The following is a 22,692-nucleotide window of genomic DNA, read 5'->3' as shown; positions in this document are numbered from 1 at the left end:
ACGCTTCAACGCTTCCGTAGCCTTGAAATAATACTTCAACATGAGGGAATATCCTTCTTGCAAGATGAAACGCAACTACTACTGCTCGCTGACAAATCCCTGCCAACTGGGTAAACTTTCTGTTAAAGCAGCCGCTCAGTCAATGTTTACAGTGGTTTAACCTTAACCGTGACATCCCGGTGTCGCGTGGGGGCAACAACGCAAATTGTTGAGCAATTTCTGCGTTTTCTCGTTCAAGCGACTGGCGATGACTGAGTGGTACCCCCAAAGAGTATTGGCGAAATGTGCCGGATTGAGCCGCGGCATCCGCCGACGGCGCGGCTGCGCTAGAGCTATCGGGAGGAGAATGGCCGCGCAGACGCGGACGCTTGCCAATCTGGGCAAGCTGCCGGGGGCTGATCCGGAGGAATTGCAGATCGAGCGGTCGCTGCCGCATGGCCATGTCGCGGCGGCGCTGGGGATGATCTGGTGATGGCGATGATGGTCGATCGCCTGATCGCACCGCACTCGAAGGTCGGCTTCGTGCACGGTGGATGGAAACGGGGAGCCTGGGCAAGATCTTGGGCCTGGACAAACGGAGGAGCGCGAGCCCTACGAGGGGCTCGATCGGATGCTCGAACGCCAGGTTAGCATCGAGAACGGCCCTGGCGCGGCGGCATCTCGCGGATGGCACGCCTTGATGATGCCGGCTGCCCGGCGAGACAGCCTGAGCAGCCTGATCCGGATTGCTGCTGCGACTTCCACCAAATCGTTATTCGGATTAACGACGCCGGGTGCTGTGTGGGCGGCAGATGCTGCAGTCCGGCAACTATAGATTGTATTGCGCTGCAACGAACATCGCCACTGCGCACAAGCTTGACTACGGTTTCTTTCCGTCGCTGAACGGACGGCTCAGGTCAACCGGACTTTATCCATCAAACGCCAGGCTAACCACCTACTTGCTGGTTCGATCCTGTAAAAAACTGGCCAAGCTTGGGGATCAGAAAAGATGTATTCGCAGCGTAGACGCGATATTCGGGAAAAGCCGCCTGTAGAATCGCTTCTTCATTGATCATACGCCGACATTGAACCATCACGATCGCAATGGCCATCAGAATGGCAAGCGGAGAAAGCACCTGCAGTGTGATACCGATCAAAGCAACTCCTTCACAGAGGTAAAGCGGATGCCGGACGATTCGATAAGGTCCTTCTGTCACCAAGCGCCTTGCCTCGGCAAAAATGCTGAAAGATTTGCCCAGCCAGCGGAGCACCACGAAAGAAAGCGAACTGCCCACCAGGATCAACGTCGTCGACACGACCGACCAAACAGGATCCAACTCTGCCTTCGGTAGCAAAGCAAGTATCGTGCACAAGAACGTGCCCAGCAAGGCCGAGATCCGCGGCTCGATGCCTTTGGACTTCTGTATCGGTGCCAGCCGGGTAATCGTTGTCGCTGCAACCAGACTCAGGAAAAGGACGTTAGCAATCCTGGCCGCGATCATGAGCAGCTTGTGGATGCTGTCCAACGGAAGCAGGCGAGGAATTCCTGCAATGCCAATCACAACAAGGGCGGTAAAAACAATGATGACCGTCGCTCTCGCGGTCCAATCGAGCCAACGATTAACAGTCAACTCAACGGCCGCGCTTTCCGCGTGGGATCGATCGATTTCCTCGAATTTGACATTCGTCATCGTCTCAATCTCGTGCTTTCGTCGTCGGCCCAGGTGATCCACAAGCCCTTGAGTTTTGCCTCGTTCGGCGCCCAAGCAGGATAGGTCATTGGTGAACAGCCGACTGCAGATTAACCGGACGAATGACCGAGGCTAGGCGAACGATTGGGCGCCTCCTCTGGGGCCCGCATCGTCTCTGCCAGCGCCGCTGTATCCGATTTGGACTGAAAGATCCGCTCGCCTATGAAGGGATAAAGCAACTGACGCCCGTAGCGTTGCGGCATCGGCCGATCCAGACCGTAAGTCGTCGGTATTTGCCCTCGCGGCAAATGAAGGCTTCCAAACAACGCATCCAGGAAGGACAGCTGGCCGGCGAAATTCCGGTCCCTGGCCTCACGTTGGTTACTATGATGCCAATGATGAAACTCCGGCGAAGCAAACAGGAAGCGCAACGGGCCAAACCCCAAGCGAACATTGGAGTGAATGAGAACCGCCTGCCACTGATAGAGCAAGGCATAGACTCCAATTGCCCATTCGGAGAAACCCAGTGCGAACAGCGGGATTAGCGAGGCCCCTTTGGTCAAAATCTGATCGACCGGATGGACCCTGGCCGCGGCCAGCCAGTCAAGCTCCTCGATACTGTGGTGAATGGAGTGGAATCTCCATAGCCAGGGAACGGCATGGAACATGCGATGGGTCCAATAGAATCCCAAATCAGCAAGGACGATGACAGCCGGCAGTTGCACCCAATAGGGCAAGCCACCGACCATGGCCTGAAAGGATGCCGGGACAATCCATGCGGCGGCAAAGATGACCGCCACGATAACGGCGAGCAGACCAAGTTTGATCAGCACACCATTTAAGAACAGGAAGATCAGATCGTTGGCCCAATTGCGACGAAAGACCTTCTGCGGATGCATGGCGAACAGCCGCTCGAGCGGTATGAACACAAGAATGGTGATAAAAATAACCTTAATGCCAAAAGGATCCATCGAGTTCCTCGCTGGGCGTCACCCTATCGCTATTTGCCGATGGCATAAAGAGCAAAGGGACGGCCTGGTTAAGCGGTCCGGGATGTTGACCATCTGGCCGACCGACACGATCGGTAATCTCAATCGGTGCGCCAAGCGCAAACATGAAATGGTGTTGTTCTGGTGGCCGAGGCGTTGGCCAATTGCAAAACCATCGTTGGTGCCCACGATTGAGTAGGCTCGCCGTCCGATAGACTCATGACCTGAGCCCCGGCATTTCTTCCAAAATGGGTAGAGTCCATAACCCGGGTTGGGGGATGGACGATGAAGAAGAGCCGGTTCACCGAAGAGCAGATCATCGCGATCCTGCGCGAGCAGGAAGCTCGGGCAGCGACCGCCGACATCTGCCGTAAGCACGGCGTCAGCAGTGCGACGCTCTACAAGTGGAAGGCGAAGTACGGCGGTCTGGAAGTCTCGGACGCCAAGCGGCTGAAGGCACTGGAGGACGAGAATGCCAGGCTGAAGAAGCTGCTGGCCGAGGCGATGCTCGACAACGCTATGCTCAAGGACGTCGCATCAACAAAATGGTGACGCCCGCCGCTAGGCGAGAGGCCGTCGTTCATCTGCAAAGGGCGTTCGAGGTGAGCGAGCGGCGGGCGTGTACAGTGATCGGAGTGGACCGCACCTCGTTCCGCTATCGGAGCCGGCGCGCAGATGACGCCGCCGTGCGGGCGCGCTTACGCGAGCAGGCGGCCGTCCGCCGCCGCTTCGGCTACCGCCGTCTGCTCGTCCTGATGCGCCGCGAGGGTCTGACCATGAACCACAAGAAGTTCCGCCGTCTCTATCGCGAGGAACGGCTGCAGGTGCGCCGGCGCGGCGGGCGCAAGCGGGCGCTTGGCACACGAGCGCCGCTGACCATCCCGCAGGGGCCGAACCAGCGCTGGAGCTTCGACTTCCTGTCAGACGCTTTCACCGATGGCCGTCGCTTCCGCATCCTTGCGGTAGTCGATGACTTCACCCGGGAATGCCTGGTACTGATCGCAGACACCTCGTTGCCGGGCCTGCGGGTGGTGCGCGAGCTCGAAACCGTCATGGCCCGGCGCGGCCGTCCGGTCATGTGCGTCTCCGACAACGGCACCGAGCTGACCGTCATGGCGGTCCTGCGCTGGTGCCAGGAGTTGCGGATCGAGTGGCACTACACTGCGCCCGGCAAGCCGACCCAGAACGCGTTCATCGAAAGCTTCAACGCGACGAGCTCCTCAACGAGCCGCTGTTCACGTCGCTCGCTCAGGCTCGCGCCGAGCTGGCCGCGTGGATGGACGATTAGAACAACGTTCGCCCACACAGCGCGCTTGGCGACCTCACACCGAGCGAATTTGCCAACCGCAGTGCTTGCCGACCGCAACGGGGCGGTGCGCTGCGCTACGCCGGGGGCTCCGCGCCCCGCCCCGTTGCTCCACCGAGCCCATTGGGCTCAAATGTCACCGGGACTCCACTTGTTGGCGGATGAAAGTCGGGGCTCAGGTTACTTCAATATAGCGATCTTCCCTTCCCTGAACCTTGCTCGCTGCACCTGTTCGTCTTCTTCGGGCGGACTCTAACTCCTTCCCGAGGAAACACTCAGTAACTGTCAGGCTCAATGCGATCGAAGGCCTTCCGCCAACTTCATTCGCCGTGCCTCGAACGCCGCACCTTCGATCACTTGCAAGTCGCTACCATGAGGAATTCAAGCGTTAGAGTCGATCTGCTGGACGATCCTTCAGGCCGACTAACTAATCGCGGCGGCGCTGGTCTAGCTCATTTCGTCTCACGAATAACTCGGAAATATCGTCAGAATAGACGCCGACCCACTCCGATGAAGCTCGAAATTCCTGAGACTCCTTAGAGTTTGGCGCGACGAGACCAATTGAGACGCGGTACTTATCCAAGTATCGAATAAATTCACGAGGGCGTGTTGCGACAATTGTCCAATTTTCATCCATAAAGCCATCATCGAAAACAACTCTGCCGTCGACAAAGGTAGGAAGTCCTCTAAAAATCAAATATCCGCCGAAGTTGTACGAGTTATAGATATTGCCATTTAAATTGTGCTCGATAATGTAGTCGACAGCACCCTTTGGAGAAATCTCCCTAAATCGCGGGCGCTCAACAGAATCACCAAAGATGCCGATTCCAAGGATCATGATCGCGATTGTTCCATAAGCCCCGTAGAGACCGCGCCTCCCTAGATGAGACGTTGTCGTGAAGAATTGTGGGCGAGTCGCAATTTGCTCAGAGAGGCGCAAAAATCGAAATTGCTTTGTTAACGGGGTTGCGAGCAGTAGGGGCGCAAGCAAATTGAATAAGAAGATGAATCTCACTGCAGTGAGCATATACGCTGTGATTGATATCAATATTGTTAGTCTACAAAACCGGATTTTGACCCCGTTCAGCAAAGCGAAAAATAGGAGCGCTAGAACAGCGAACAGTGTAATCGGCGCCGTCTCGAAGCTTACGGCTCGCCACTCGTTAATGTAAGGTTTGGCTTCATGTGCCCCGATGAGCTGGAAGTCCATTAGGAACGGGCGCGCGCCGTAGGGCGTCACGCACGCGGCGCCGACCGCGGCGACAAAGAAGACAGCCCATCGTCGGGCTGCTAATAGACGCTCACCCCCTGGAGATTCAAATAGGGCTTCTGCAGCGAGCACGACCGTGAGGGCAAGCCCCGCCACAAAGCTGCCATGGACGTTCGCCCACAGGGTCATGACCGGGAGCAGCATCAAGCTCGGCGTCGTCTTGGTGTCGACAGCTCTCACTAGCGCCGCGACCCAGACTACCATCAGGCCATCGGCAAATATCTGCGGGCGAGCATGCAGGTGGTTGACCGACAGCGCGAGCGCCACTGTTGCCACCACGATTGCAACCGTGAGCCGCATGGTGCGCGCTAGCATAAGGAAAAGCAGCGCGTAGGCGAGCGCCAGAGCTCCGCCGGTAATCATGGCGACTCCGCGGAAGCCTGAAAGACTATACGCGCCGAAAAAGAGCACATCGCTCAGCCAGTCTCTTGCTATCCAGGGATGCCCACGAAAGGTATGCGAGAATTCGTCGACTTGAGGAAACGATCCGCTTTCCCAAATCTTGCGCCCAGTAGCAATGTGCCAATACAGGTCCGGATCTAATAGAAGCCGATCAGCAGGAAGAAGCACGATGTACAAGAGTAAAAGAAGCGCGACCAGCAGCGCAAATATGAACGATGTAGCCCTCTGAACGTCTTGATCGCTGGCGCGCGGCCTTTCAGCCTTCTCGCTGACCGTAACCGGAGCGACGACATATCCGGTGTCGGGCCTAGCCAAATCATCGAGACGGCTCATGCTCCCCTCTGCTCCTTCGCATTCCCGGGAATCTGCGAGCATATTGTAGCAATCGTCAAAGAATTTAGAAGGTTCTAAGCGAAGCTTGTCAGAGCCTCCTTTGGGATCTGCGTATGAATCCCCCTCGCTGGCCATTAGCCATCGCTATTTATCGATCGCATAAAGAGTGAACCGTCGGCCGTGCATCATACTGGTTAAGCGGTCCGGGATGCTGGCGGGCTGATCTCCGACAATGTAGAGGTAATCGTAGTCGGCGCGCCAGGCGCGAACATGCGATGGGACTGTTCCGCCCGCCGAAGCGCTGTTCAACTGCGAAATCGTTGTTGGTAGGTAATCAAGCGCGTCTTCGATTTCGAAAGCCGATTTCAAAGCCGATTTCTTGACGGGTTGTTGACCAGACAGCGTGTATAGCGATGGCACAAACGCAGTTGCATAGTGTACCGCCAGGGTTGGGGCATAGAACATCGGCGCATTTATACGGCCGACTTCCGCGTCGCTGCGCGCGACCAGAATTGTTGAATTGGCACGGAGTAGCCGAAATGACGCGATGATCTCGGCGTAGTCGGAACGGTAGGCTGCCCAAATCGAAGCTACATTCGCTACATTAATGAGTATGATACTTACAGCCACCAGCGCGGCCACTGATCGAACAGCGGCTGACGGCCAGTGCACCGTCAGAAACGCAGGCAGGATCAGCATTATCGCTGGAATGAGACGAACGTCAGCGTATGCCCCGCCGAACAGACGGGCCGGCATCAACAGGTACACAACGAGAAACCCGGATCCGATAAAAACCGCCGGTCGGGTCAAGCCCAGTATGCGGTTGTACCCCAAGAATACCAACAGCCCGGCGATCGAAACCCCAAGCGCGATCGAAAGAAACATGTTGTAGCAGTTCATGACCAGCCATGGCCACATCAGCTTCAGCCCGAACCACCACGTAAATGCTGGCTGCTCAGGCGCGCCGCCCGACGACACTAGATACAGGTAAGCCATGACCGCCGGAAACGCTATTGCAGCAAAGGTCCGCACGGCCTGATGATATCCGCGAACTTGGCTCGCTTCGTAGCAGCCAATCGTCAACCCATAGACACCGAGCGCAAACAAGTGAGCGAAGAACAACACGATGAAAAAGCAGGTATGTAATACGACCAGAAAAAGCCAAGGCCCTTCGCGAAAGTGAATCCAAAACACGATGGCCCAGAGTGCGACGCCACACCCGAATTCCCAGTTCATCAGCCCCCAAAGAAACGGCAAACTGTAAAGCGCGATCAGTGCGGCGAAGCCCGACAGGTGATGTCGCCCACGAACCTTCAGTTCCAGCGCTATCGCGCCACTAACCACCAATGTTTGGCTTACAAGTAGGAAAAGGCGGGCGGCCGTCTCGACGCTTACGAACCGCGCCAATACTGGGACAATGAGGTCGACGGCGAGATTCGGATAGAGCCGCCAATCTATTTCGTAAGCCGGATTCGGACGACCCGCAGCAGCGTCCACAAGAAGATGCATCCGGGCGAGGTGGTTAACATAATCGATCATCGCGGGAATTTCGACTGACAGCATCGGGGCCACCGACGCTGCAAATAGCAGACCGACGAGGATCAGACTTCGCTGATTTACGAGTTCCCCTGGCATAAAAAGTCCGCCTCTCACCCCTACGCGGCTTTGGCCATCGCCGTCCCTCGACATCATCAGGTTCCTCGATTGGAGACGCTATTCTGGGCTACTTTCCGAAAGCTGGCTTTCAGGCGAGCATGACGTTCGCCATGTGATCCGCATAGATCGCGTCCACTCTACTATTCGACTGATTAAACGCCGACGACCTAGCTCGATATGGAAACAGCAGGGTTACGAACTTGGTCGGAAACCCGCGAAGCTCGGCTGCCTTTGGTAAATGTTCCGTCAGGTGAAAGCCTCAATTCCTAGTTTTTCGCTTGTGCTGCGGCGGGGCGTAGAAGGACACACAGCAGACGAATCATGACTACCGGCACGCCAAATGACAAGCGAGGCACTTCTACGAGTGGTGCGAACTTGGGAAGCAGCAACAGCGACGAACCCGGCATGATCGCAATTCCATCGAGCATGTCTCGGTATAGCAGAAGCACAACAGCGGCGAGCAAAACCAAATCGTAGGGTGAAAGGTTCGGCGAACGTCGCACCAAGAAACACTGCGATGCGTCGGTCGCGCCGGAACCGGCAAGCTGATCGTGGCCGGTCCTAAATGGATAGCTGCAACGCGCGGCTTGATGGCTTGTTCAAAATCTGCTTCGCGATCAGCTTTCATATCGGTTGTTCTGGCTGGTATTTCACGTGCCCCACAGGCAAAGTTGTCGGCCAGCCCCATTGCAATAAGACGACATCGTCCAACTAGACCCGATCGTTATCTCGCGGCGGATTGAATCTGTGCTCGATCTCGATGCTCATCATCTTGTCGGCCTCCACGCCTGTGTCTTTCGAAGTCTCTCTTGAATCCTCCCGGTCGGTTCTGCGAGGAGCCCAATCCGGATCGAGTCCTCGAGTCCAAATTGTACAGAATCGGTGATTGAGAGGCTCGTCGAATCATTCTCGATGCACCGACTCGGCTTTCGGCATCTAATCATCCTGGTGGTCTTGCTTTTAACATTTTATCCGTGTGGAGGCCTTAAATCCTCGCCGAGCAAACACATAGAAATCGGAGACGCCAAACCGCGCTGCGCAGGTTGCGTGGGGCTGCGGTCCAGACGCAATTATAAGTTGTCATAATCAGTAGTAGACTAGGACGCGAAACCCGGCAGAATAATCCTGATTGTATAGCGAGTCGGATACTTACGGTACCCGCTTAACCTCACCGATTGTTCGGCGCCCCAGCCAGTGTCACCGTATAGCGAAGCTATCTTAAGAAAAAGTCCTTCTCGGGGACCGACGGAACATCACACGTTTGTTGGACATAGGTCCCGCTTGCAGGAGATAGGCCCGCTATGATTGTCCAGAGGCCCTTATTCGCAGCGGCAAAGGTCGGCTTCGTCCTACCGGCGTGGTTTTGGCTGGGAGCCGGTGTGTACGCGCTCCTGTTGGTCAACGGCAACGCTCTTCTGAAGGATCCCGACACCCATTGGCACATCGCGGTGGGGAAATGGATCCTTGATCACAACACCTTTCCGCGCGTCGATACTTATTCCTTTACGAAAGCAGGCGAACCGTGGATCTCGACTTCCTGGCTGGCGCAAGTTCTCTATGCCGGTAGTTTCGAGATAGGCGGCTGGCCCGGGCCGATAATTCTCGCTGCGACCTGTATCGCCGGGACGTTCGCCTTTTTCGCCTTCATTCTCGGCCGACGCATTCGCTCGCCCCATGCAGTCGTGATTGCGCTGGCCGCTTTGGCAGTTTCGGCGTCTCACTTTCTCGCGCGCCCACATGTGGTTGCGTTGCCGGTCATGCTTGCCTGGGTAAACGGGCTCGTGGGTGCAAGCGAGAGACGCGAACCACCGTCGTTCTGGCTTTTGCCACTAATGGCGCTCTGGGCAAACCTTCATGGAGGATTTGTTTTCGGGCTCGCTTTGATTGTACCACTCGCATTTGACGCCTGGTGGAATGCAGAGGCTTCGCAACGAGGGCCGTTGGCGCTGCGTTGGATCGTTTTCGGTGCCTGCGCATTTGTCGCTTGTTGCGCGACCCCTTACGGGTGGGGGTCGATCCTCGCGGCGCGCAAAATTCTAGCACTTGGCGAGTTGTTGAATCTGATTTCCGAATGGAGCGCAGCGGATTTCAGCCACTTCAGCATATTCGAAGGGTCTATATTGGCCTTGATAGCGTGTTCGCTTTATTTCGGCCTAAAACTTTCGCCGCCGCGAATTCTTTTGGTGCTGGGGTTGTTTCACATGGCCCTTTCCCACGTTCGAAACGCCGATATCTTCGCCTTTCTGGTGCCGCTTGTGGTGCTGACGCCGGTGTCTTCGCAATTCGGCCTCAAAGCGGATCGTACCGGCAAGATGATCTTCCCGACTGTGCCGGCCGCGATGCTGGTCGCCGCTCTCGGTGCGTCGACATGGGTATTTGCGGCCCATCACAGGTTTTCGCCGCCGCTCGTCCATTCGCCTGCGGCTGCCATCGACATCCTCAAACTCAAAGGGGCCAAGCGCGTTCTCAACGACTATCCGTTCGGCGGGTACCTGATCTCGCGACAGATCCCGGTCTTCATCGATAGTCGAGCCGAGTTATATGGCGAACAATTCGTCATGGCTTACTTCCGAGCGCTGCAGCTTAAGGACGTGAACCAGTTCCTAGGCATGCTCAAAGAGTACGAAATTGATGCAGTGCTCTTGATGCCGGCAACACCGGCAGCAGGTCTGCTTGATCATCTCGATGGTTGGCAGCGCGTCTACTCAGACGAGACCGCCGTGGTGCACATCCGCGACGCGGGAAATGCCGGGAAGGACGGAGCTTTTAAATGACTAATTCATTCCGCGATCGTCAGCTCGTTCATTCTTGCACTTTAAAATCGAGTCCGTCCGGGCTAACCGTAGTTGCGCCTCACGAACGGTACTCTCTCCTGATTAACTTCTCCGTCGCCGCAATTGTTGTTGTCGCGATCTGTCCCGTGCTGTTGGTCGCTCTTCCCGCGATGGTGGACTATCCCTTCCACCTGGCCCGCATGTATGTGCTCACTGCAGCGGGCACGCCAGGTGCCAACCCTTTCTATGAGGTTAGTAAAACACTCTACTCCAACCTCGCTATGGACCTTCTTGTTCCGCCGCTGGCACGGATTATCGGCGTCGAAGCGGCGAGCAAAGTCTTCCTGATTGCGTGCCAACTTCTGATCGTGAGCGGCGCGATCGCGCTCGAACTGGCAGTGAAGGGGCGGCATGAAATCTCGGGGCTCGCTGCAGTGATGTTGCTATATTCCTTCCCATTCGCGTGGGGATTTCTCAATTTCGAGTTTGGCCTTGGTGTCGCACTATGGGGGCTAGCTGCTTGGGAATTCACGCGTGGTGGCACCGCGCTGCAACTGATGGCGCATTCACTTTTCGTCACGGTGCTCTATGTTGCGCATCTATTCGCGCTGGGGCTCTACGCGGCAACGCTCGGTTTTCTTGTACTCTCTCGCTTCAACTGGCGGCGCTCCGGCATCGTTCAACTCGCCATCCTGTGCGCGCCAATGCTGGGTGTTTTTGCGGCATTTCTCGCGTCACCCACACATGTAGGAAACGGCCCAACCGAGTGGAAGATTGTCTCGAAGTTCCTCTCGATCCTCGCAAACCTCAACGGCTACAGCGCGGAGCTAGCCGTTGTTGAGGCTGCCGCGTTGATTGTAGTCTGCTGCGTTTTGTTCTGTACTGGGAGGTTGTCCTGGTGTCGCTCGGGTGTCTGGCTTGCGGGCGGCTTCGCGCTGATATTCCTTGTGATGCCCTACCGCCTGCTCGGAGTCGCAGGGGTCGATTTCCGCGTGCCAATCGCCGCCCTGCTGATTCTTCCAGCCTACACGAGGATCTCGATGACCGGGCGTGCCGCAACCTTAGCGATCGCTGTTCCGATTTTCATTGCCCTCGTCAACGCAGCGGCCACTACAGAGGTTTGGCTCAGCCATCAAGATGATTACGCAAAAATCAAAGCATCGTTCACACTGCTTGACCGTCCGTCTCTCATTCTGGTCGGGCGCAGCACCGATGCACCGCTAGGATTGCTTCAATGGCCGATGAATCACGCCCCAACGCTCGCCGTGTCGGCTAAGGCAATGGTGACGACAGTCGCGCTGCCAGGAATAACTTCGATCGATGTTGTCAAAGAACGGCGAAACCAGGCAATCACCGAAGTTATCAACCTCGACCCCGTCCCGCTCTCAATCCTTACGGCCCTTGCAAACGGCACCAACGACCCGCACGTGCCACGGTTCCTGCGCCATTGGACGAGCGAGTTTGACTATCTCTATCTGGTGGGACCGCACATCGCCAACCCCCTCCCCGGTCGGATTGAGGAACTGACTGGCGGAAAATTATTCACCATGTACCGGATCAGCCCAAAGCCGTGACGGTGTTCAGCGCTTCTGTGATGTCGCCGGCGTCCCAGCGTTCGTGCAATGCGTCGTCTTTCTGTTCCCACTCGCGGGTTTGTTGAACCATCTAAACCATGCGATATTGACCTAATGAAAGAAGCTGAATTTGACAGATTCGCCGACGAATACGAGAGCCAGCACCGACGTAATATTGCCGTTACGGGCGAGAGCCCTGAGTTTTTCGCTGAATATAAGATCAGCCAGCTTGCTTCCTTCGCACCTGATCTGCGGGCCTCCCCCGCGCGCATTTTGGACTTCGGGTCAGGCATAGGCAACTCGATCCCCTTTTTCAGAAAGCATTTTCCCGCCGGTTTGCTAACGTGCGCCGACGCCTCGTCGCGAAGTATAGAGTTGAGCCGAAAACGATTCCCCGGCGATGAGCGATTCGTACTGGTAGAGAGCAACAAGATTCCGCTTGATAGCAATTCGTTCGACATTGCGTTCTCGGCCTGTGTCTTCCATCACATTCCGCAGGAAGATCACGGACACTGGCTAGCCGAGATGCTTCGAGTTACCCGGCCTGGAGGGTTGCTCGTGATCTTTGAGCACAACCCGCTTAACCCGCTGACCGTGAGGGCGGTAAATACGTGCCCGTTTGATGCAAATGCAAAACTTATTTCCGGCAGGACTTTGATTCGATCGATCAATAACGCAGGTTGGATTGGAACCGAACTTTGCTATCATCTTTTCTTCCCTCGAGCGCTTGCCGGCCTGCGCCCGATTGAAAAGCATCTTACCTGGTTTGCCCTCGGGGCCCAATATTCGGCGAGGGCACGTAAACCGCCCTTTCTCGCAAAGGCTTCTTGATTTACGCCAGAGGGCATAGTGGTGCATTTGTCGACCTCAAGGGCCCTGAGGCCCTTCGGATCGAAATCCGCCGCTCGCCACCGAGCGCATCGATTACGCCTCACCCATCGTTCCGCGTAAGCCGATAAAAAAAGTATCATCAGAAATAATAGAATGAACTGATGTCGATACAGAACATTTTTATGCGCATAGCCATGGTTCACCATCACGATGAACCAAAGCGACGACAGACTTGCGCCGGCGCCGCAAACTACGTACCACCCTTTGCGCATCGTGGTCAGCCGCCGATTTTGGGTCACGAGGCGCCCGATCAAAAGACCTATTGTCACTAAAGCCCACCACGGACCGAGCGACAGTCCGAGGAAGCGGAAAGTCCCCCACTCCGCCTGATGACGGAAGTCCGGCACGGCCAGTGACAGGCTGACCGGATGCATTCCCACAAGATAGTATATGAGATTGACTAGCATCGCGATCCAATAGTGCCCGGCCTCATCCATTAGGGCGATGCCCGCCCGATGCACGGCCGAACTCCGAAAGTCATTCAGAGCGGCCAGGAAGGATCCATAGTAGGTCCATACCTGGAGGAAGTGAAGCGCGTGCGCGGCCGCGAAACCGCCGCTGGCCAGCAAGGTTCGCGTTACGGCAAGCCTCCAACGCGGCTGATAGTCCCGGTCAATCCAAGGCATTGCCAGTTCGACAGCAAGCGGAGTCAACGCGACCAAGAAAAAATAATCGAAGGTGAGCCAGCCTTGAAAAAAGCCAAGTAGCGCAAATGGCCAGAGGGCAGATCCCCGACCTATCGCGAGCGCCAGTTCGATCATTAACAAGGCGCTTGCGTAACCTTGGGCATGCAGGCCAACGAACCCATCCCAAACCGTCGGCGTGACAGCGCAGGCCCCCATCACCAGCCATCCGGCGGTCGTCCCGAACCGTCTGCGCACAGACAAACCCAAACTGCTCAGCGCCAACCAGCCAATCGTGAGGGGAAGGAGTCTGAGGTGGGAAACCGGCGTGGGGCCGAAAACCCGTGCCGCAGCGTAAGCAAGATATTCAGGACCGGGGGGGTAATGTGTGTAAACGCCTTCGCTGGAGACGCCATACATACTGACGTCCTTTTCAGAGGCGAAACCGTCCTCAGGGTACATGCCTGGGTAGAAGACTGTGCCTAATCCATAGTGACGCGTTAAACCATCCTCCAGGAAGTGCCGCACCTCCCGCAGAACATTAGCCTCAGAATATTGATCGACATACGACAGGCGGTCGCCCCAGCCGGCGACAAGCCATACGCAAATGATGGGCCCCACCCCGCAAAGTGCCAGAAAAAACAAGCCAGATACCACGCGATGGCGGGGACTCGCGGTCATCTGGCGTGGACCTTCACCGCCTGAACACTCGTTTCAGAGGGCGCTATGATCCAGCCGAGCGCCGAGCGGACGCGGCGTGGTTCGTCAAGAGACGCCACCGGCCTGGAGTTGTTCATTAGGCCTTGGAAGGCCAGCGCCATGCAATTTCGGGCACCTTGACAGGGCGGGGTTTCGTTCACGTGGATGCACGGCGAGCACGGCAGGCGGACATACTCCACACGTTCCAGCAGACCCAACGGTCGGAGCCGGGTGGCCGGATCGGTGGGACCGAAGGCCGACACCGTTGGTACGCCCAGCGACCGGGCTAGGTGCAGCAACATCGAGTCAATGCCATAGTAGCCAGATGCGTGTCCAATCAGCCGGGCTGACTGCACAATACTGAGACGCCCGCAAAGATTCCGGCCGCGACCGATAAGCGCGATAATGGCATCGGCCTCCGCGGCGTCGCCAGCACCACCGAGAAAGACGATGTCATGGGTGACGAGTCCGTTATCTCCCAGCAGTCGACCCCACTCTTCGGGCCGCAGCTTCCGTTCAACGCCGAAATCGGAGCAGCCGTGGCCGACAGCGATATACGGTGCGGCTGGTGCAGCGCCCTCTGGCTGCGCGGCCCTCATGATTTGGTCCCTGAACCTGGAATTAAACCCAGTCACCCCTACGGCGTCGATGCCAAACCAGCTCACAAGAAGATCATAAAACAGATAAACCGGGCCATGAACGTTGAAGAACGTCATGTGCGTATAAAATCCGCGCCGCCAAAACACGATATCATCCACAAACCCAATGCGGTTTCGGACCATCGACAATACGCTGAAAACCGTGGTCAGGCGGGAGTGAACCTCGAGGTCTATGAGATGATCGGTTCTCCGCCCCATTTGCCACAGCACGACGAGAGAGGTCTTGACCAGTTTGAATAAAGACGAATCATCGATCGTCCAATACTCATCGAACCAGTCCAGCTCCCTTGCCACATTGATCACGGCGGGCGTTCCGACCAAATAAAAGCTGCCCGATGGAAAGCGCCGGCGGATCTCGCTCATCGATGGCATGGCCAGAAACAGGCTGCCCGCACCGACCATCTTTATTACCACGCAACCGTACCTGCGGTCGGTTGAATGGTCTCGCCGCAAGAGCAGTCCCAAACAACGTACAGGCCCATACAGCAGAGCTAGCAGAAACCCACCGAGCCAGTAGTCGATCCTGCGCTTCGTTTGGAGTTTCATGACCTTCCTACCAGCAACACTAGCGCGACCAGGCGATCATATAAAAAAGACCTGCTTTTGCCATGGCACTCGTCTAAGACGGAAGAAACTCTTATCGCAATGATTAATATCAGTGGCTACCTCTTCCATCCTGAACCGATAGTGGCCTCCCCTCAAAAAGTAGCACTCTTTTGGACAACTTCGCCCGTATCTCCGCGAGGCTCCGGTACCCGCGACGCGGACTCTTCCATCCGAACTCTACTTTTGCTTAAACGGATAGACCTTTTGGCGCCAGGCCCGTGCTGAGCGGATGATGGTCGAAAGATCCGAGTGTTCCGGCCTGCAGTTCAACACCTCGTGCGCAGCAGACCAGATGGGCTGGATCCCCGGGACGGCGGGCTCGTCTCAGCCGCGATTGCGGTGAGAGTCTCCCTGAGCTAACCTGCGCCGACGCCTCGTCACGAAGTATCGAGTTGAGCCAAAAACGTTTCCCCGGCGAGGAACGCTTCGCCCTCGTGAAGGGCAATGAAATTCCGCTCGATACCAATTCGTTCGACTTGTATTCTCAGCCTGTGTCTTCCATCACATTGCGCAACAAAGCTCATTCCCGCTAGGGCTTCGATTCGATCGATCAATGACGCTGGTTGGGTCTCGTCCGGGCCTTGCTATCATCTTTTCTTCCCTCGGGCACTTGCCGCCTTTCGCCCGCTTGAAAAGCATCTCGACTGGCTTGCCCTTGGCGCGCAGTATTCGGCGAGGGCACGTAAACGTTAATGCGTTTTCCCTTCTGGCGCAGAGATCGTCGAGCCGCGCCCCTTAGACGGCCGGAGCACGTTAGCCATCCTCAGGTGTCACCCAGTGTAAACACTTCCAACCACAGCCATTCTCAGAATATTATTAGAGCCAATGAATTTTTCGGTACGTGGACGCGTAAGACCTGGTCCTAACCTTTGTGCTCAATCTTACTAGGGAGCATCCTCCAAAATGGGCAATCTCCTCCCTCCAACTCTGAGTGTCGTCATCCCCTGCTACAATGAGCAGGAAGTCCTTTCCGAAACCGCTGAGCGGATAGCCACGCAACTCCGACGCATGATCGATGCGCGCATGGTTGGCGAGGATAGCCACGTGCTCTTCGTTGACGACGGATCGAGCGATCAGACCTGGCCAATGATCGAGGAATTGCATCGAAAAGCGCGCTGCTTTCTCGGCCTCAAGCTTTCGCACAATCGAGGTCACCAAAACGCTCTGCTCGCCGGACTGCTCTCAGCCACTGGCGACATTGTCATTTCGATCGATGCAGACTTGCAAGACGATCCGGAACTGATCGCTGAAATGGTTCAAGCGAATGTGACAGGAGCGGACGTCGTGCTTGCGGTTCGAAGAACCCGAACAACTGACAATGCATTCAAACGCATCACCGCCGAACTATATTATCGCTGCCTTCACTGGATGAAGATCGAGATCACCTACAATCATGGCGATTATCGCCTACTTAGCCGGCGCGCAATCGAAGCGCTCCGGCAATACGGCGAGTCAAATCTGTTTCTTCGTGCGCTGGTTATGGAGATAGGGTTTAAAGCTGTGGTCGTAACTTATGACCGGGCGCCCCGATTTGCCGGCAGCTCTAAATACTCCTTGCGAAAGATGATCGCTCTTGCGCTCAACGGCGTGACTTCATTTTCCACAATGCCGCTTCGCCTGATCACGGTAATCGGCTTTGTCGTCTCTTTCTTCTCCTTCCTGATGGGAGCCTGGGCACTTTTGGCAGCCTTCTTCTCGGTCGTTGTTCCTGGCTGGGCCTCAACCGTCATACCGATCTATTTGATATGCGGCGTTCAACTAATTTGCCTGGGTATCATGGGCGAATATATCGGGAAGATCTACCACGAAACCAAGCGCCGGCCCCGTTTTACTATCGAAGAATCTCTACTGCACGACGATCGGAAAGCGGAAGCAAGTTGAATAACCTCGGTTAAGGAATGCAACAAACGAGTCTACCGCGCCAACTGCCAGGACTCTGGGTGTCACCGGATAAGAGCCGGCGGCAACGTCACGGGGACCTGTCGCTCGGCCTTTAGGTAGAATTCCTCGCTGCGACTCCTAATGTCGCTACAAATGGTCTCATCCCTTTTGAAAGCTTTCCGCAAATCAAATCTGCCCTCATTCGCGACCAGGCTAAATGATCTTTCAATGGCAGATTCAAACAGAATACGTTCGGGCGGAGCTGGATCCCCTATCGCTGGAAAATAGAGTTGCAAGTTATTTATCGTTGCATGATCAAAGACAACCCAATCCGCCGAGTGAATAACAGCTCTACATTCCTCTTCAAATTGATCTGGGGTCGTATAATTGGCAATAAACATATCTAACCTCGAAGGATGCCCACGAGCCGTGAGAAACGCCAAGATCGGATCATAAGGATAATAAAACACAGTACTGTCGATAGGCAGGTCAGCGACGCGACGAATGATTAGCCTTACGTCTTCGCTTAAAACTTTCACCCTGCCGCGGGGCGTCTCAATAATTGGCAACTGCATCACCAAGTAGCTATTTATCAGAAGGACTGCAGTTGACAGCGCCATTACAAGACCGACCGCCGCTATAATCGCGAACCGAATCGGCCTGAAAGCGGCGATAAAGCGTCGGCCCGAATACAAAATCAATGGAAGCACCAAGGGTGCTGCGAATGCGATATGAACAGTGTCCGGCCGCACCAACAATCCGACAAATGCACCCAACGCAAATGCGACGCAAACATGCAGCGTGCGGTCGCAGATCGCAGCCCGCCAATCACGCGCAAAGTGAAGCATCGCCAGCAACGCCGCGACCGGAAACGTAAAGTTCAATGGCAGGTTTTGAGCGTCGGCCCCAAAGCCATAGGGCACACTCTGAATGTTGGCATAATGTAGCGCGGGATAAACAATAACGCAGTTAAAGGCTGGACCGAGCCCGCCTTGAAAGGCAACATATATTATGCACAACGTCGGCAAAATAGCAGCTGCGGCCACGTAATTTGTCAGAGCAGCTACATCAAATCGTTTTCCTTCAGTAAGCGCCAATAAGCCGGCTATCAATGCCAACGAACCTCGAGTCGGCGTAATCATTGCAGCCGCTCCTCCAGCCAAACCGGCGAAGATCACCCACGAAAGCCGACGCGTATGGATCCACATAAGTGCGCCGAAAAGCGCCGATATACAGAACAGCGTCGTAAACCAATGGTGGCTAACTTGCACCCAAGCGCCTTGCGACATGACGACGAAAGCGGCGACGGCGACAGCTGATGCTAACGTACTGCGCGAGACACGTAGCGCTACGCAATAAAGGACGCAAGCAATTCCGACGAATGTGAAAGCTGCAAGCAAGCGCGCGGAGAAAAGTGAAACGTTGGTTAGTCCAAACCAGCCCGCAGTTAAGAGAAATCCACCTGGCGGCAGAAACTGAAAAAAATCGCGATAAAGCTTTTCGCCTTGAAGCAAGCGATCCGCACCTTGCAGGAGTACGCCTTCATCACCGAGCATGATAATGCTTCGCAGAAACGGCAAACAGCTCAACCCACTCAATACCGCGACTACGACGAGCGCGACGTGCTTGCCGCGGATCGCTATGGCAAATGACATGTGCTCTTGCATGCCACCGTTTCCCCAGTTGCGCCGAACAATGGCTTCGACAATCTCCTACTACCGACTAACTCGATTGGCGACACAACTGACAGAATTTCGTCGGGTCTTTGCATGACCGGCGCGTTTTGGTCAGGGATAGTCCCGTCGCCCCGGGCTCAGAGATCCACGTCATTGCACTTTGTTTCGTCGCAAATGACGCCGATGTACTCGCCCCCAACACCCCGCACGTGTAATGCAGGCCCGAAATTTGTCGGCAGGCCAGGGTTAAATCCACGCCAAAAAACCTTTTGCAATATACCACCGCCCGATTGCGAAATGAGCACAACGACCGCCAAGCCGGCCATCGACGGGAACTGCAACGGGCGCTATGCGCGACAAGTTAAACGATATCGCAATTCTACAAATCCGCCATGAAATCGCTTGTTAACCTGAATGCCCGTGAGGGTCACTTGAGCAATTCCCGCCTTCGGCAATCGATCGATCGGACCCTGCCTTTTCGGCCCCCTGACAAATCCGGCCGCTTCGGCCGGAAGCGGGATCCTGGCGCTCTGGTTGGGTTCGTTCTGAATGCGAGTATCTAACGACTGACTTCCCTCGCCCAACGTCAATCTTCTATCTCGCCGGCTCATTTAAGCGCGCTTTGAGTGGCGCTCTCGATAAATCCCAAGAGGCGCCCAATAGGACTTCGCCGGCCATGAGCCTGTCATTGGTGGGCGGCGACCGAACTATACCCGCACAAGCGGCGATCTACTTTGGCACGGGAGTTAACATCGACCCGCAAAACTACGGATTTGACCATGTCCTTCGCCCGCCGGAGAGTGGCGGGCGACCTCAGACTGCGGCGGCTGTGGTGCGCTCGCAGCTCGGTACACTGTGGGTCACACCATGCGGCGGTCGGACCACAGCCGAAGATCTAAGAGACTATTTCCTTGAAGCCTAGGATTTATTATACGCGCGAAGTCGTGGTTTTTAGAAATTGGATGGCGGACGTCTTTTACATGCGCCGCGTCATCGACACGCTCCAAAGGATGGGACATTCGTCATTCTTGATGACGTAGCGGAAGCTTTGAATCTGCTCAGCGGTCGGCTGAGGGACGTGGCTGGATCAAGGAAAATGGCGAGGCAAGCGAGATCACGGCGACGCATTGGCTAACAATGCACCTTCCCGAGGAAGGCGATGAATTTATTCTGCAAGATGAATTTATTCCGCCAAAGGAGACCGGATCGATCGCGCCCCGGCGTCGCTAGAGCCCCGCTCCTTTCGTTTCCCCTCTGGCCTGGCTGCAGGCGCCAGGCGGAGGAACTAACCCGTCAGGTTGCGAAAGCAGTCCCTTTCACTGCCGTCCAGGTTCGGGCGCAGGCCGCGCAGAGCAAACCGAAGCGTGGACTGGCCGCGCGACCGATCATCTCATAGACTTGGAGGGTTCACTCCCGCCTAACGACGGTTTTCACCTGATAGGCCTTTTGATCGGGCACTTCATGACCCAGAATCGGCAGCTTACCACGATCCTTAGAGGGTGGTCCGTGGTGTGCGGCGCCGGCGCCGGCGTCTCGGCAGTTTGGTTCATCGTAACGGCGAACCATGGCTATATTCATAAACATTTTCAGTATCGGCATCAGTTCATTCTATTTTCCTGACGATACTTTTCTTGTCGGTCGGCGCGGAACGATGGGTGAGGCTTATCAAACCCGATCGAACGGCCGCAAGGAATGACTGGTGAATGAAACTTTCGGTCTAGACGAGCAACGAACTGGCGCCTCTTCGTTATAGCTGGCGAAAAGGCTGTCGATATGGGCCAATCAAACGCCGCCAAACGACCCTGTCCAGGAAGACTTCCCCGATCGGACAGGATCGAGACCAGACCCCGATTTAGAGCACTTCGCGGACGTGCTCTGACGGCGAGGCTGGCTTCAAGGAGCGGGAGAATTTCAGTTGTCCGCGCGAGAAAATGAGCAAATGAGCGATCCGCACACGAAGCGAATCGGTGACTAGTTCCGAGGACAAGGAGCCCAAATTGAATTTGCCTCGACACTTTTTATGTCAGCATTCCATAGAGAGAGCCTGCAAGCGTGGAGATTTTTTGTTTTGCGGAGTTTGCGGCTCCTTCTGGGATCTCAAATCGCTTCGAAATCAGCAATCGCAAAATCTATATGCTTCGAGCTACCCAGCCGAGAGGGGACACTTTGAACCCATTATAGGAGCAAACAAAGTTCAAAGCTTGCGCGGGTGGTTAAAGAAAACTTCGATCTCCGTCGAATCTCGTTCTATTTGCGAAGTCGGCTTTGGCTCCGGATTCACGCTGAAATATTTGAATGAGCAATCGAGCAGTGTATGGGGAATTGAAGCCGTCCCGAGCAATATCGAATTCGCGGCTAATCTCGGTATTCCAAAAGCTCATTTATTCAGTTCTGATTCATTGTCGACGCGGATGCCTCAGCCGATCGACCTTTGGATATTTTTAGATAGCTTTGAGCATATCAACGAGGTCGATGGCTTTATGAAATGGCTCACTGAGAATTCTACACCATCCGCGAAAATTCTTTTGATTCTCCCTCGTGCGGACTCTTTTTCCAGGCGCTGGATGAAGTCTGTTTGGATTCATCGTCTCAATGATCATCTCTTCCATTGGTCGCGGAAGGGGATCGTCGAGTTCATGAGCAAAAATGGATATGTTCTGGAAACCGCCTTTTTTCCTTGGAAGTGGATCTCGCTGCAAACAATTCTGTATCACCTAATGCTGATGGCCGGGTTGAATACTGGAAAGCTGCGGTCTGCCGCGCATCGATTCTCATCCATTTCGTTCCCACTGAATTTTGGTCAGCTAGGACTAGTGTTTCGAAAGTCCGGCTCTTAATTGACCCGCTACCCCAATCGGGCTGAAAGACCGTCGGCATTTTGAATCAGGCCTTTTGACCTAGCCCCCTGGACTTAATCCAGATTGAAGTTCGCTCTGTCCCATGTGATGACCAGAGCATACGGAAGCAGATTATCGGGATTTTGTGAGAACACGCTGCTGAAGCGGCTTTTGGCCGACGCCATGCTGTAAATGCGGCGTTAAAGGACCCCAATGCGGTCATATCAACGCCAGCATCCACGATCACGCGACACGCCTTCCCGACGACAATTTCCATGCGTCCGCTCACTGGCCCTGCTGAAGCCACTGGCGGCGTCGCCGTTTGGTCCGGAATCACCATCGCCGGCACAAAGGCTGGCTGAGGTTGCTCAATGTCGCTCGTCCGCGTCCCAAACGATCGTCGCCAAGTCAACAGGAGCGAGCGCGAAATGGTGTTTCAGCGCCAACAGGTCCTGCGCTGCTTGCTCTATGCCATTAGGGATTTCGCAATTGCGCAACAAGAATTTCAATTGTGCCACCGCTTGGGGTTCCGGTGCAATACTCATCAGCGTCGAGATCCACAGCCGGCAGCAAGCCTGCTTCGATTCTGATTCATCCTCCCATTTCAGCAATCATCCTTCGAACCACGAGGGCCTGCACCGGACCGGCTCGCCCGTGAGATCGGTCTCGAACCCGAGCCCACAAATAAGTGGAGAGAAGCCCCGGGTTCAAGCCGCCCCGCGTCCGTCCTTCCAACCCCAGTCGTTCGCTCTCCATGCCCCCGCATAACCCATTCGAGTTAATCCATTCGAGTTTTTTGCCCAAGGCATCCGCGCTTTCCGCAGCGCCACGCGCGCCTTCAAATCT

The 22,692-nt window shown here is 55.5% G+C and carries 13 protein-coding genes and 1 pseudogene; 7 read left to right on the top strand and 7 right to left on the bottom strand.

Annotation, left to right across the window (positions count from 1 at the left end; genetic code table 11):
• The first annotated feature begins 346 nt into the window (after positions 1-346).
• Complete coding sequence (locus Q2941_RS42360; protein WP_458196222.1) at positions 347-472, top strand: hypothetical protein; 126 nt, start codon at positions 347-349, stop codon at positions 470-472.
• Positions 473-926: 454 nt separating this feature from the next.
• On the opposite strand, the gene Q2941_RS42355 is transcribed toward Q2941_RS42360, so the two are convergent.
• Positions 927-1,670, bottom strand: a complete 744-nt coding sequence (locus Q2941_RS42355; protein ID WP_458196221.1) for a methyltransferase — start codon at positions 1,668-1,670, stop codon at positions 927-929.
• 110 nt (positions 1,671-1,780) lie between these two features.
• Entirely contained in the window at positions 1,781-2,641 is an 861-nt protein-coding gene (locus tag Q2941_RS42350) for a sterol desaturase family protein (RefSeq protein WP_458196220.1), read from the bottom strand.
• A 303-nt stretch (positions 2,642-2,944) separates the two neighbouring features.
• Between Q2941_RS42350 and Q2941_RS42345 the strand changes: the two are divergent.
• A pseudogene (locus tag Q2941_RS42345) lies at positions 2,945-4,130 on the top strand (IS3 family transposase).
• A 262-nt stretch (positions 4,131-4,392) separates the two neighbouring features.
• Here the strand turns inward: Q2941_RS42345 and Q2941_RS42340 are convergent.
• On the bottom strand, positions 4,393-5,970 hold the full coding sequence (locus Q2941_RS42340) for a hypothetical protein (protein WP_458196219.1): 1,578 nt from the start codon (positions 5,968-5,970) through the stop codon (positions 4,393-4,395).
• A gap of 144 nt (positions 5,971-6,114) precedes the next feature.
• On the bottom strand, positions 6,115-7,533 hold the full coding sequence (locus Q2941_RS42335; RefSeq protein WP_458196218.1) for a hypothetical protein: 1,419 nt from the start codon (positions 7,531-7,533) through the stop codon (positions 6,115-6,117).
• Positions 7,534-9,005: 1,472 nt separating this feature from the next.
• On the opposite strand from Q2941_RS42335, the gene Q2941_RS42330 reads away from it, so the two are divergent.
• From Q2941_RS42330 to Q2941_RS42320, 3 genes are all read left to right on the top strand, one after another.
• Entirely contained in the window at positions 9,006-10,400 is a 1,395-nt protein-coding gene (locus Q2941_RS42330; RefSeq protein ID WP_458196217.1) for a hypothetical protein, read from the top strand.
• Entirely contained in the window at positions 10,397-11,974 is a 1,578-nt protein-coding gene (locus tag Q2941_RS42325; RefSeq protein ID WP_458196216.1) for a hypothetical protein, read from the top strand. The genes Q2941_RS42330 and Q2941_RS42325 overlap by 4 nt, the downstream gene beginning before the upstream one ends.
• Positions 11,975-12,088: 114 nt before the next feature.
• A complete protein-coding gene (locus Q2941_RS42320; protein WP_458196215.1) occupies positions 12,089-12,805 on the top strand; it encodes a class I SAM-dependent methyltransferase in 717 nt (238 codons plus the stop codon).
• 1,360 nt (positions 12,806-14,165) lie between these two features.
• Here Q2941_RS42320 and Q2941_RS42315 read toward each other — a convergent pair.
• Complete coding sequence (locus tag Q2941_RS42315; protein ID WP_458196214.1) at positions 14,166-15,392, bottom strand: glycosyltransferase family 9 protein; 1,227 nt, start codon at positions 15,390-15,392, stop codon at positions 14,166-14,168.
• 963 nt (positions 15,393-16,355) lie between these two features.
• Between Q2941_RS42315 and Q2941_RS42310 the strand changes: the two genes are divergently transcribed.
• A complete protein-coding gene (locus Q2941_RS42310) occupies positions 16,356-17,333 on the top strand; it encodes a glycosyltransferase family 2 protein (protein ID WP_458196213.1) in 978 nt (325 codons plus the stop codon).
• Positions 17,334-17,395: 62 nt separating this feature from the next.
• Here the strand turns inward: Q2941_RS42310 and Q2941_RS42305 are convergent, their stop codons facing one another.
• The gene (locus Q2941_RS42305; protein ID WP_458196212.1) at positions 17,396-19,000 is read right to left on the bottom strand and encodes a hypothetical protein; all 1,605 of its coding nucleotides are present in this window, start codon (positions 18,998-19,000) and stop codon (positions 17,396-17,398) included.
• A 1,976-nt stretch (positions 19,001-20,976) separates the two neighbouring features.
• Between Q2941_RS42305 and Q2941_RS42300 the strand changes: the two genes are divergently transcribed.
• Entirely contained in the window at positions 20,977-21,846 is an 870-nt protein-coding gene (locus Q2941_RS42300; RefSeq protein WP_458196211.1) for a methyltransferase domain-containing protein, read from the top strand.
• A 368-nt stretch (positions 21,847-22,214) separates the two neighbouring features.
• Here Q2941_RS42300 and Q2941_RS42295 read toward each other — a convergent pair whose 3' ends face one another.
• Complete coding sequence (locus Q2941_RS42295) at positions 22,215-22,457, bottom strand: hypothetical protein (RefSeq protein WP_458196209.1); 243 nt, start codon at positions 22,455-22,457, stop codon at positions 22,215-22,217.
• Between the last annotated feature and the right edge of the window lie 235 nt (positions 22,458-22,692).

The sequence above is a fragment of the Bradyrhizobium sp. UFLA05-153 genome (genome assembly GCF_054185185.1).
The sequence above is the reverse complement of the archived record's forward strand: the minus strand, read 5'-3'. Positions and strand labels throughout refer to the sequence as shown.